Source organism: Shewanella saliphila, from assembly GCF_014648295.1.
GTDB classification, from domain to species: Bacteria; Pseudomonadota; Gammaproteobacteria; order Enterobacterales; family Shewanellaceae; genus Shewanella; species Shewanella saliphila.
Genome location: NZ_BMQV01000074.1, coordinates 1 through 11,644, shown reverse-complemented (window position 1 = coordinate 11,644; position 11,644 = coordinate 1). Strand labels below are relative to the sequence as shown.

10 protein-coding genes, 6 tRNA genes and 1 pseudogene are annotated in these 11,644 nt (G+C 41.6%); 2 read left to right on the top strand and 15 right to left on the bottom strand.

Going from position 1 to position 11,644, the window contains the following annotated elements; all coding sequences use genetic code 11:
- Nucleotides 1-183: pseudogene (locus tag IEY48_RS20505) on the top strand (hypothetical protein); the annotation flags it as partial.
- On the opposite strand, the gene IEY48_RS19775 reads toward IEY48_RS20505, so the two are convergent.
- The 15 genes from IEY48_RS19775 to IEY48_RS19705 form a co-directional block, all read right to left on the bottom strand.
- Nucleotides 163-1,314: a DcaP family trimeric outer membrane transporter gene (locus tag IEY48_RS19775; RefSeq protein ID WP_188923266.1), complete on the bottom strand. Its 1,152-nt coding sequence runs from the start codon at nucleotides 1,312-1,314 to the stop codon at nucleotides 163-165. The pseudogene IEY48_RS20505 and the gene IEY48_RS19775 overlap by 21 nt on opposite strands.
- Before the next feature lie 691 nt (nucleotides 1,315-2,005).
- Nucleotides 2,006-2,081 (bottom strand) — tRNA-Lys (locus IEY48_RS19770).
- A 133-nt stretch (nucleotides 2,082-2,214) separates the two neighbouring features.
- A tRNA-Lys gene (locus IEY48_RS19765) sits at nucleotides 2,215-2,290 on the bottom strand.
- A gap of 122 nt (nucleotides 2,291-2,412) precedes the next feature.
- A tRNA-Lys gene (locus IEY48_RS19760) sits at nucleotides 2,413-2,488 on the bottom strand.
- Between the two features lie 42 nt (nucleotides 2,489-2,530).
- A tRNA-Lys gene (locus IEY48_RS19755) sits at nucleotides 2,531-2,606 on the bottom strand.
- 123 nt (nucleotides 2,607-2,729) lie between these two features.
- A tRNA-Lys gene (locus tag IEY48_RS19750) sits at nucleotides 2,730-2,805 on the bottom strand.
- A gap of 42 nt (nucleotides 2,806-2,847) precedes the next feature.
- Nucleotides 2,848-2,923 (bottom strand) — tRNA-Lys (locus IEY48_RS19745).
- A gap of 276 nt (nucleotides 2,924-3,199) precedes the next feature.
- On the bottom strand, nucleotides 3,200-3,943 hold the full coding sequence (gene ybgF, locus IEY48_RS19740; RefSeq protein WP_188923265.1) for a tol-pal system protein YbgF: 744 nt from the start codon (nucleotides 3,941-3,943) through the stop codon (nucleotides 3,200-3,202).
- Nucleotides 3,944-3,999: 56 nt separating this feature from the next.
- Nucleotides 4,000-4,536: a peptidoglycan-associated lipoprotein Pal gene (gene pal, locus IEY48_RS19735; RefSeq protein ID WP_188923264.1), complete on the bottom strand. Its 537-nt coding sequence runs from the start codon at nucleotides 4,534-4,536 to the stop codon at nucleotides 4,000-4,002.
- Between the two features lie 23 nt (nucleotides 4,537-4,559).
- Nucleotides 4,560-5,888 (bottom strand): Tol-Pal system beta propeller repeat protein TolB, encoded by a 1,329-nt coding sequence (gene tolB / locus IEY48_RS19730; RefSeq protein WP_188923263.1) that lies wholly within the window; start codon nucleotides 5,886-5,888, stop codon nucleotides 4,560-4,562.
- A 42-nt stretch (nucleotides 5,889-5,930) separates the two neighbouring features.
- Nucleotides 5,931-6,911 carry a cell envelope integrity protein TolA gene (gene tolA / locus IEY48_RS19725; RefSeq protein WP_188923262.1) on the bottom strand — a complete coding sequence of 327 codons (981 nt, stop codon included), beginning with the start codon at nucleotides 6,909-6,911 and terminating at the stop codon, nucleotides 5,931-5,933.
- On the bottom strand, nucleotides 6,912-7,340 hold the full coding sequence (tolR, locus tag IEY48_RS19720) for a protein TolR (protein WP_188923261.1): 429 nt from the start codon (nucleotides 7,338-7,340) through the stop codon (nucleotides 6,912-6,914).
- Nucleotides 7,340-8,029 carry a protein TolQ gene (gene tolQ, locus IEY48_RS19715; protein ID WP_188923260.1) on the bottom strand — a complete coding sequence of 230 codons (690 nt, stop codon included), beginning with the start codon at nucleotides 8,027-8,029 and terminating at the stop codon, nucleotides 7,340-7,342. The genes tolR and tolQ overlap by 1 nt, the downstream gene beginning before the upstream one ends.
- On the bottom strand, nucleotides 8,019-8,420 hold the full coding sequence (ybgC, locus tag IEY48_RS19710) for a tol-pal system-associated acyl-CoA thioesterase (RefSeq protein WP_188923267.1): 402 nt from the start codon (nucleotides 8,418-8,420) through the stop codon (nucleotides 8,019-8,021). Before ybgC ends, tolQ begins: the two co-directional genes overlap by 11 nt.
- A 1,332-nt stretch (nucleotides 8,421-9,752) precedes the next feature.
- On the bottom strand, nucleotides 9,753-10,622 hold the full coding sequence (locus IEY48_RS19705; protein ID WP_188923259.1) for a flagellar protein MotY: 870 nt from the start codon (nucleotides 10,620-10,622) through the stop codon (nucleotides 9,753-9,755).
- 185 nt (nucleotides 10,623-10,807) lie between these two features.
- Here IEY48_RS19705 and rnt point away from each other — a divergent pair, with 185 nt between their 5' ends.
- Nucleotides 10,808-11,470 carry a ribonuclease T gene (rnt, locus tag IEY48_RS19700; protein WP_188923258.1) on the top strand — a complete coding sequence of 221 codons (663 nt, stop codon included), beginning with the start codon at nucleotides 10,808-10,810 and terminating at the stop codon, nucleotides 11,468-11,470.
- Nucleotides 11,471-11,644: the final 174 nt, after the last annotated feature.

Here is an 11,644-nt window from a genome sequence, read left to right as displayed (position 1 = left end):
TTCCTTCAGACCCTGCCGTTGGCCAGCAACGCCCTTGCCATTCGGATTATCTTCCCCTCAGTCGGGGTGATTCAGGTTTCTTTCAACCTGACGGGTTTGCCAGCTTCGCTGGGCAAACAAAAAAGGCAACCAGATGGTTGCCTTTTGTTTTACTACAGTAAACTACAGTACATATTTGGCTGAAAAAATCACGCGATTTAAATCGCCTTCAAAACCATTTTCAAGCTCATTTAATGCATGCATAAATTCAACACCAAACGTAAGTGGCTTTGATGGTGAGTACAATAAATTAACGTAAGCTGAATAAGCAGACTTGTTCACCGCTTCCCCCGTCAACGCAACATCGTTGTCAGCTGAAAACCCAGAGAAAGTTACACTTGAACGCCACTGCTCTGTCCACCAATGACGATATGACACAAAGCCGCCAAATGATTTAATCGCTTCAATATCGCCATTAGCATCAATCACACCCGCATTGGCATAATTTAATGCCATATAACGCCCCAGGCCTTCACCATAAGTGGCAGTAAATTTAAAATCATCATTACCGACAGGGATCACCCCCGCAAAACTTGCGCCGTAGCCCATCTCTGAGGTGTCATAAGCAGTACCACCAATGGTTTGCTCAACATTGAGCTGTCGTACAATGGCCGCAGCAGAAAACGACGAGCCATTTGAGGTCTTAAAGTTATAACGACCAACAAAATCAGGCACGACACCGCTGCCACTGGTTATCCTTGAACCACCCCCAAACGGCGTCACTGTCGTTTCGGGGTTTTCTATCGAGAACTGCCAATTGCCACTGCTATAACGTATTTGCGACTGTCTCACAAAAGGCGTGCCTTCTGGTGCACCTACAAAATCTAAATTCTCAGGTAAAGCCCCAGGGTTTTGAAACGTAGACCAAGTTTGACCTATGGTCCATTCATCATAACTTACAAAAGCATGGCGAATACGTGGTGAGTAGCTATTTGAGACACGCTCATTACCATCAGCATGAGTCATAAAGTCTAACTCAATGAACCCGGTTAATGTGTGGCCATCTAAATCAGTGACAGTTTTAAAGTTAAAACGAGATTCTCTTGCCTGAAAATCAACAACTTGTTCACCATTACCTTCAGTACCATAAATAGTACCAGGTACATAAAACTGTCTTGAAAGCGCTCCAGAATCTGGTGCGCCATTGCCATAATCACTAAACATAACATCAGCTTTAATGTAGCCACCAAATGTCATATCCGTTGCAGCTTGAGCTCCCCCACTCATTGCTAATATCGCACCTGCAACATATAAACTCAGTTTTGCTTGTTTCATTGCTTTCTCCCTTATCATTTTTTTCTAATCCTATGCAATATCGAACAATTAACAATCAAGTAACATTAGCAATAAGTCTATGAGACAAAAGTAGACAAGCAAAAGCTAATACTTGGTTTGTACATTGCATTTGAACATGCAGGTAAGCTGTAATGGATAAACTAAGGTAAATAATGAGGAATAAATCAAAAAATGGTGAGTCGTGAAGGATTCGAAATTTCGACCAATGGGTTAAAAGCCTACTACAGTCGTTGATTTAAACCAAAGTGACTGAGCTAACGACCCATCTTGATTTTGCAGTCATCAATGCACAGTTGAATTATATACCTGACAAGAACCTAATAGGAAATGAGTAAACTGAATATAGAATTAATTAGTTTTGAACTATCACGTAGGTATTGAAGAGGAGAAATCAAGAAGTGGTGGGTCGTGAAGGATTCGAACCTTCGACCAATGGGTTAAAAGCCAACTGCAGTCGTTGATTTAAACAAAAGTGACTGAGCTAACGGCCATCTTGGTTTTGCAGTCATCAATGCACAGTTGAATCATATACCTGACAAGAATCTAATAGGAAATAAGTAAACTGAATGTAGAATTAATTAGTTTTGAACTATCAAGTAGATATTGATTAAGTAGATATTGATTAAGTAGATATTGATTAAGTAGATATTGAAGAGGATAAATCAAGAATTGGTGGGTCGTGAAGGATTCGAACCTTCGACCAATTGGTTAAAAGCCAACTGCTCTACCGACTGAGCTAACGACCCATCTTGGTTTTTATAAGCTTTATCGCTTACTGGAACAAAAGCCAACTGCCTATGTTTCAAGACCCGCTGAGCTAACGACCCATCTGGTAAACCTGATATAACGTTTAAATTCTTTAACCACGATTTAAAAAAGTGGTGGGTCGTGAAGGATTCGAACCTTCGACCAATTGGTTAAAAGCCAACTGCTCTACCGACTGAGCTAACGACCCATCTTGGTTTTATAAGCTTTATCGCTTACTGGAACAAAAGCCAACTGTCTATGTTTCAAGACCCGCTGAGCTAACGCCCCATCTGGTATTACGTTTAAATTCTTTAACCACGATTTAAAAAGTGGTGGGTCGTGAAGGATTCGAACCTTCGACCAATTGGTTAAAAGCCAACTGCTCTACCGACTGAGCTAACGACCCATCTGGTATTACGTTTAAATTCTTTAACCACGATTTAAAAAGTGGTGGGTCGTGAAGGATTCGAACCTTCGACCAATTGGTTAAAAGCCAACTGCTCTACCGACTGAGCTAACGACCCATCATGGTTTTATAAGCTTTATCGCTTACTGGAACAAAAGCCAACTGTCTATGTTTCAAGACCGACTGAGCTAACGCCCCATCTGGTATTACGTTTAAATTCTTTAACCACGATTTAAAAAAGTGGTGGGTCGTGAAGGATTCGAACCTTCGACCAATTGGTTAAAAGCCAACTGCTCTACCGACTGAGCTAACGACCCATCTGATATAACGTTTAAATTCTTTAACCACGACTTAAAAAGTGGTGGGTCGTGAAGGATTCGAACCTTCGACCAATTGGTTAAAAGCCAACTGCTCTACCGACTGAGCTAACGACCCATCTTGTTTTTTATAAGCTTTACTGCTTACTGGAACAAAAGCCAACTGTCTATGTTTCAAGACCCGCTGAGCTAACGACCCATCTTGGTTTATAAACCTTAATCACTTAATTATGCAGAAACTACATTGAGATGATTAACGCTTTTAAACCCCTCAGAAGGCTATGTCGTTCTGAGGGCGCCTATAATACCTTTTTCAATTTCTCATGCAAGCGCAAATTTATAATTTCTTGTTGTTTGCATGAAAAACAGACTAAGAGGCTGTTTTTTGGCTTAATTAGCCTTTCAATGCTGATAATTGCTGCTGTGCAAGGCGCGCAGAGGCACTATCGGCATATTCTTTGAGTACTTTGTTATAAAGCGCTCTAGCACCAGCCGAGTCATTTTCTTTCTCAGCAATCATGCCGAGTTTAACCAAACTATCGCCACGCTTGTTAGAATCGGTAAACTTGCTTACTACAGTGCTAAAGGCTTGCTTCGCTGCAGTATTATCACCCTTATTGTATAGCAGTTGCCCTAACCAATAATTGGCATTGGCTGCGTAGCTAGAATCTGGGTATTGAGTAATAAAGTCACGAAATGCAGGGATAGCATCGTCATATTTACGCTCTTTCAACACTAAATTGACCGCAGCTTCGTAGCTGCCAGTTTCACCTAACGTTGAACTTGCCGCAGCAACGGTAGTTGGATCAACTTGAGTTTCTGCTGGCGCAGCAGGTGTCGATGACTTAGCAGTAAGATTAGCAATTTCCTCATACAGTTGACGCTGACGCTGCAACATTTGATTCATTTGATAATTTTGTTGCTCAGTAATGCCACGTAAATCCAACACTTCATTTTGTAGTGCATCCATACGGCGCTGCAAGTCAAACTCAACTTGTTGCTTGGCTTTAATAATACGTTCTAATTTTGCGATTCGATCATCATTCGAACCACCAGACACATCTGACACAGGGGCTGGGGCTGCAAAAGTACTCGCAGTAGTAAAGAACATCGCCGCAACTAAAATGGCTCGTTTCATTTTGTCCACTCCTAAAAAAGGCCAACCGCTGGCGGTTGGCCTTACATTTTTAACGCTTAGTAAACTAACACGCCACGACGGTTTAAACCGAAACCAGTGTCTGTGCGAGAATAATCTAATGGTTTCTCTTCACCATAGCTTACGATACTCATTTGGCTAGGTTGTACACCCATACCTTGTAAGTACTTAGCAATTGCTTTAGCACGACGTTCGCCTAGTGCGATGTTGTACTCTGGCGTACCACGTTCGTCAGCATGACCTTCAATCAATACGCGAACATTTGGGTTTTCTACTAAATAGTTACCGTGAGCTTGAAGAATTTCAGCGTTTTCGCTTTGAACTTCACTGCGGTCAAAATCAAAGTAAATAATGTTTTGACGACGTAATTCTTGTTCTTTTAAACGCTGCTGTTCAACCGGGCTTAACACTGCGCCAGCACCACCAGTTTCAATACCACCAGTACCATATTCACTACCAGTACCACTCATAGAACCGCTAGCGTCTGTTTCAGAGTCTGAAGTTGAGCTACAGGCACCCAGTGCCATAAGCGGAACTGCAACCAGCATAGCTTTAAACAACTTATTCAGATCCATTTTAAATCCTTATCAATATCTATTTAGAGAAACGGAGACCATGCTGGTGACTTCACCTCGCCCTGGCCGACAGGCAATCTTGCTTTAAATCTGCCGTCCATAGAAACAGCAGCTAATACTTGTTTACCTTGATGGGTTGTACCATAGATAACCATAGTGCCATTGGGAGCAACACTTGGCGATTCATCAAGCTGAGTTGATGAAAGCACCTGCATAAAGCGTGTCGCTAAATCCATTCTAGCAATGTGGAACTTACCATTAGTACGGTTTACAAAAATCATACTACGACCGTCAGGAGTAATTGAACCACCAAGGTTCCATTCGCCTTCAAATGTCATACGTGAGACTTTTTTTGTATCTAAACTCACGCGATATAACTGTGGTCGACCACCACGCTCAGAGGTAAATAACAATGATTTACCATCTGGGAACCATGAAGGCTCTGTATCAATCGCATAATGATCTGTGATGCGTTGTGAACTTTTAGTCGCAATATCGACCACATAAACTTCAGGCTGACCGTCTTTAGATAACGTGATGGCTAGCTTTTTGCCATCAGGAGAAAATGACGGAGCACCATTAATCCCATTGAAACTACTCACCATAGTACGCGTTTGACTGTAGATGTCTTGTACAAAAATTTCAGCTTTTCTGTTCTCAAAACTGACATACGCTAAACGACGACCGTCAGGCGACCATGTTGGTGACATTAATGGTTCTGGTGAACGTAATAACATTTGCTCATTGTAACCGTCATAATCTGCAATCATCAAATGATAAGGCGATTTTTGACCTTGCTTAACAACAACATAAGCAATGCGAGTTAAAAATGCACCACGAATACCCGTCAACTTTTCGTAAACGATATCGCTAATTCGGTGACCGTATTGTCTAAATTGGTTAGCACTTATGACCGTTTCACGGCTTTCGAGTAGAAGTTCGCTGTTATTGACTGGGCCTTTAGTGATCACATTTTGCGCTTTTACTAAATCAATCAGTTCAAAGCTCACTAAATACTGATCTGTCCCATAAGGCTTTACAGAACCCACAACAACCGCTTCCGCTTCGACATTAGCCCAATTTTGCGCTGCAAAACCGTTTACTGATGACAAACTCGTTTGTGGCAATGCTCTTACGTCTAACGACTTAAAGGTGCCGCTGCGAGCAAGATCCGATGTCACCACATCAGAAATAGACGCAGGAGCTGGCCCTTGCCCTTGCCAAACAAAAGGCACTACAGCAATGGGTCTTGCGGCATCCACACCTTCTGTAATCACAATATCTAACGCTGCGCGAGCAGGTGCCGTTAACACAATAAGTACCAGTGTTAACCATTTAGCCAAATTCTTCATGCGACTCCTTTTACTCAATTCCATCACTAATTACGTTTGACACTAATTAAATTCCGGTGAAACCGTTAAATTAATTTCTTTTAATTGTTGATAAACAGCAGGTTCCGGTGAAACAGGTAAACGCCCCGCTTTATTTATCGACACTTTTGCCGCGCGGCAAACGACCTGGTCACCTTCTAATGTCTGCGCCGTGGTCACAAACCCGTCTGGTGCTAGGCGAATAAAGACTCGACAACTTTTACCACGCATTGATTCATCAACCACTAAGTTACGTTGAATCGTGGCAATAATCATTGCTTTATATTTATCAACTTCAGACAACACTTGTCTATTACGTGTTTTTGACAACGAATCTTGTTCTGCAGCCATTGCCTCGGCCATTTCACGCTCTTGACGTGCTTTGGTTTCAGCGGCTTGGCGTTTTTTCTCCGCTTCTTCGCGTAGTTTACGCTCAGCTTCCTCTTTACGCTTACGCTCATCTTCAGCACGCTGACGCTCTTCTTGTGCTTTTTTAGCCGCTGCTTCTTCTTGCTTACGTTTTTCAGCTGCTTGCTTGGCGGCTTCTTCAGACGCTTTTTGCTCTTGCTCTTTTTGCTTACGCACTTCTTCAGCTTTTAAAGCACGCTCTTTCTCTTGTTGCTGTTTAACCTGAGCGGCTTTAGCTGCATCATTCGCTTTTTGAGTTTCAGCTTCTTTCTGTTTGCGCTGGATCTCTAATGTTTTAATCTTTTCTTGCTCACGCTCACGTTCACGCTTTGCTTCTAAAGCTTTACGTTCGAGTTCTGCCTGGCGAGTTTTTTCTTGCTGCAATGCATCTTGCTTTTGTTTCTTTAATTGCTCAACTCGCTCATTTACTTTTTGTTGATCAATCACAATTGCTTGAACGGCAGGTGCGCTGGCCGCCGTTTGCATTTGCTTAGGTTTATCATCAAAGCTTACCCCTAAGGCAAGAATGACGATAAAGCCAATATGAATACCAGCAGAAATAGAGACTGGTACGGTTAAATCTGATTTTCCAGCCACCTATTTCTCCTTCGGTGAATCGGTCATAAGTCCAACCGCAGGTACGCCAGCACTTTGTAGGCTTATCATTAATTGGATCACGCTTTCATATGGTATAGAGCGATCCGCTTTTACCACTACCGGCCTTTGCGGTTCCAGCATGATAAGCGCACCAACTTCAGTAGAGACTTGCTCTAAATCCATCGCGACAGAGTTTGAGCTACTGCCCACGTTTAAAAAATATTCACCTGCGGCATCAATAGAGGCAACAATGGGCGGCTTACTGTCTGGTGGCAGCGTTTCTGCATTGCCTTGCGGCAATTCTACTTTGACACCTTGCGATACGATTGGCGCTGTAACCATAAAAATAATTAACAACACCAACATCACGTCGATATAAGGCACCACGTTGATTTCTGCAACCGGACGACGACGTTTACGCTGATACATTAAACAGCTTCCTTCTCGCTATACGCTTGACGTTGCAATATGTTTGAGAATTCTTCCATAAAGTTGGCATATGAGCCTTCAAGCTTTTCAACTTGAGTCGAGAATCTGTTGTAACCAATAACGGCAGGAATTGCCGCAAATAAACCCATTGCGGTGGCAATTAGTGCTTCTGCAATACCTGGAGCAACCATTGCAAGCGTCGCGTTTTCAACTGCACCTAATGCGATAAACGAATTCATGATCCCCCATACCGTTCCAAATAAACCAATATATGGGCTGGTTGAGCCAATCGTGGCCAATAAAGGTAAATGATGTTCTAATTTTTCCATCTCACGTGACAAGCTCACACGCATAGCACGTGATGTTCCGTCCATCACCGCTTCTGGTGATTTGCTGTTGACTTTACTCAAGCGGGTATATTCTTTAAACCCAGCAACAAACATCGCCTCTAAACCTGATATTGCATTACCACGGGCAATGAGTTCTTTATAAAGACGGTTTAAATCAACACCAGACCAAAAGGTATCTTCAAAGCGTAATGCTTTAACTCTTGCTGAGCTGAGCAATTTGTTGCGTTGGATAATCACAGCCCAAGAGGCAATTGATAATGCCAACAAGGTCAACATGACCAATTTTACCAACACACTGGCTTCTAAAAACAAACCAATAAATGAAATTTCAGCGTGCACTGTCAAACTCCTGAACAATATTTAGGGGAATAGCGCGGGGACGCATTCGTGACAAAGATATACACGCGACAACGACTGTCGCTTCACAATAGCAATCACCTTGATGATCAACTAAGCGTTGGTGAAACACCAAAGACGCTTTTTTTAATTCGACGACTTTGGATTCAACCAATAAGTCTTGCTCAAATTTTGCTGCTTTACGAAAATCGATATCGGCATGTTTAACGACAAAAGCAATATCCTCCGCCAACAATTGTGCTTGGCGAATACCCATTGTTTTTAACCATTGTGTCCGTGCCCTTTCAAAAAAGTTTAAGTAATTTGAATGATACACAACACCACCAGCATCGGTATCTTCATAGTAAATTGATATGGGCCAAACAAACATAATCAGAACACGAATTCTTAACAGACAAAAGTTGGCTTACTATACCGAGTAGCTGCACGCTTGTGAATAATACCTGACGGGAAAAAAGGACTTTATTTTGCTCAAAATGCGCTAAAACACACTAAAAACCTCAGGAACGGTAATAGATGAAGCTTTATTAATGTATTTCCCCAAATCATTAACAAAAGTTTACACAAAAAAGTGCCAATAAACCTCATCTTATACCCTATAAATCAGTATCGATATTGAGCGGGAATCGCACGTTATAAACCCTTTTTAGAGGATGCAATAACGAAACTAACTTATCACTAGTCAGTATTCCGTTACGACCGCTTACTGCCTTTTGGCTAACAATATAAAGTGCCTACAGCATGCTCAAATCTATCGAGTTCATATTATAGACATCGATTAACTCAATAGAACAACATAACATAGCTGGCAAGTTAATCAGTTTCCCCCGTATCATCATAGTAATACGTAAAATATATCGGTTTTAGAGCGTCTATTATTAAATAAACAACTGCATGACAAAGAGCTGAACCAGCAATTGTTAAATATTATCACTTACCCCAATTTATTAATCCGACTAATTATGCATAAGATATGGATAACAATCTAACAAACCGCTATAACAGGCGCTTAAGCATGATCCGCCAAGCTTAACCCAAAGCTGATTCATTAGTTTTACTAATGGTAAATCGTAATTTTTCTAGTTTGTTGAATCCATTTTTTCATTCTACTATAGCCTTGTTTTCAGGACACATCCGATTCAGATGTTGAAAACAAAGAACACCAAACTGATGTAGCCCAATACCTCAGTTTACCCTTGTTCTTATGCTTGACTTCCTTCCTTAAATTTGTTGATTGCAAATTATTTAGCCCACTTGGATTAAGTGGGTTTTTTTTATCTTTTTTTGCCAATAACCTGTTATACCATTTCCATTAATTATGTGACCAATCAGAGTCACTCAGGCTGTCCTGTTTGAGGCGCATTGTTGAAATAATGGTTATTCCCTTCTAAGACAATGCAACAAAAAGAAATGGACAGTCTAAGCGCCTCCTGCAGGCGGGTTTCTGTGCCTTCTATACTGCTTAATAGCATTTTGACGTACGACTGCATGGATGCAGGAGGTAGAGCAACGCAGGAGCTGTTGCCGAGAACAACTATGCCTACAATCCTATTACTACTTGCCTAGAAGACACAGAACTCCCGCTGAATGACCAGATAATTAGTTGAATGGGTATTAAAGTCTGAGCAACAAACAAAATAAAACCCAAGCAATAAACTACTTAGGTTTATTGTATTGCCGTTGCGTTACACGCATTGATTAGGTCTTAAATCGGTTTGGTGATCTTAATCACTACACGGCGGTTTATTTGGCGTTCCTGCTCGAGATCGTTGGCCGCCACATGGCGTTTTTCACCATGCCCTTCGGTGTGAATACGCTCTTGAGGAATACCACTGGCAATAAGAATATCTTTAACGGAGTCTGCACGCTTATCTGATACCCTTTGGTTTACTGAGCGGCCACCATAACTATCGGTATAAGCATCAATCAAGACAAGTTCCACTTCAGGGTCAAATGACAAGTAACGCTGTACTTTTTGTAATTGCATTTTTGAAAAGCGAGTTAACTCCACACCACCCTCTTGGTAATTAAGTACCGTAAACGCAATATCATCAAAACTGTAGGGTAATAAGTTAGCTAAACAAGAACGAAACTCACGATACTTGCCACCAAAGTTGGCCGATGACAACCCCACGGCAATTTTGGAATTAGGGTTGTACCAATCGGCATAATAAAATGTCGGTTCCATACCTTGGCTTAATTCTGTCAACATTGACCACGCCGCCTTTTTGGGTACTTCTCCATTAAATTGCTTCTGGTAAGCGAGTTGAGTAATTTCTTTAGAGTTATGCCCAGGTCGCCAACTAGGCGCTCGACTGATTAGCGTTGCATTGGTCACAGAATCAGGCTTTAACCACATATCTAAAGTAAATTGTAAATTGAGTTCTTTACCTGCAATACTGGTAAACACGGCGCGACCGTAATCAGGAATATCATGCTCTAAACGACATTCGATTGGATTATTTTCACCCACACGCCATGCTGAGTTTTCAAGGGACGCAACATAATGTCTCAAATCGGCATGAGCCGTTGAGCAAAGACACAAACTTGTGAGTACCATTAGTTTTCGCCACATAAAAACACCCTTTATATCGATTACATAGTTACTATCGGCCTGTTTAAGGGTTTCTTTAGCAAACAATCATGTTTAATCGCCGATAAAAAACACAATCAAACATGACACTGCGCGTCAGTTTGCGCATAATACTCGGCTTATATCATTTACTCTGAAAATGATATCAATTGAGGATAAAGACTGTAATGACTGATATTTGTGACGCTAACAAGTTTAAACACCGCTTTCGTGGTTACTTCCCTGTGGTTATTGATGTTGAAACCGCAGGTTTTAACGCCAAAACCGATGCGTTGCTCGAAATTGCTGTCACAATGTTGAAAATGAACAGTGATGGGGTTATTGAACTCGACAAAACCTTACATTTTCATATTGAGCCTTTTGAAGGTGCAAACCTAGAACCCGAAGCCTTGGCGTTCAACGGTATTGATCCGACTAACCCGCTTCGGGGAGCTGTTGATGAAAAAGTGGCCTTTTTAGAGATATTTAAAGAAGTCAAAAAAGCCCAAAAAGCGGCTGATTGCCATCGCAGTATTATCGTGGCTCATAACGCTGCATTTGATTTGGGTTTTGTGAATCAAGCCATTGAGCGTAATAGCTTAAAACGTTCACCGTTTCATCCATTTGCAAGCTTTGACACTGCGACACTCGCAGGCTTAGCTATTGGCCATACCGTACTGGCCAAAGCTTGTAAGATGGCGGGTATTGATTTTGACAATAAAGAAGCCCACTCCGCTCTGTATGACACTGAACGTACTGCAGAGTTGTTTTGTCATATTGTTAACCGCTGGAAAGCGCTGGGTGGCTGGCCACTTATCAGCGCAGATACAGAAGAAACTGAAACAGAGTAAACAACCTGAACTCAAGATAAATATCTATACCCAATCAACTTGAAGATACGTGTTTCAGAGCTTCACCGTGTTTTCAATACTAGGCGCGTTAATGCGGTAATGTAGGTACCTTATAAGTTAACGTAACAACGTAGTGGAAGCTCGGTGAAACTCCCAAAGGGCAAGTTTTACACG

What these genes read in the sequence shown, in the direction of transcription:
- rnt (WP_188923258.1), top strand. Translation starts at nt 10,808, where the DNA reads ATGACTGATATTTGTGACGCTAACAAGTTTAAACACCGCTTTCGTGGT.
- IEY48_RS19705 (WP_188923259.1), bottom strand. Translation starts at nt 10,622, where the DNA reads ATGTGGCGAAAACTAATGGTACTCACAAGTTTGTGTCTTTGCTCAACG.
- pal (WP_188923264.1), bottom strand. Translation starts at nt 4,536, where the DNA reads ATGGATCTGAATAAGTTGTTTAAAGCTATGCTGGTTGCAGTTCCGCTT.
- tolB (WP_188923263.1), bottom strand. Translation starts at nt 5,888, where the DNA reads ATGAAGAATTTGGCTAAATGGTTAACACTGGTACTTATTGTGTTAACG.
- tolR (WP_188923261.1), bottom strand. Translation starts at nt 7,340, where the DNA reads ATGTATCAGCGTAAACGTCGTCGTCCGGTTGCAGAAATCAACGTGGTG.
- ybgF (WP_188923265.1), bottom strand. Translation starts at nt 3,943, where the DNA reads ATGAAACGAGCCATTTTAGTTGCGGCGATGTTCTTTACTACTGCGAGT.
- IEY48_RS19775 (WP_188923266.1), bottom strand. Translation starts at nt 1,314, where the DNA reads ATGAAACAAGCAAAACTGAGTTTATATGTTGCAGGTGCGATATTAGCA.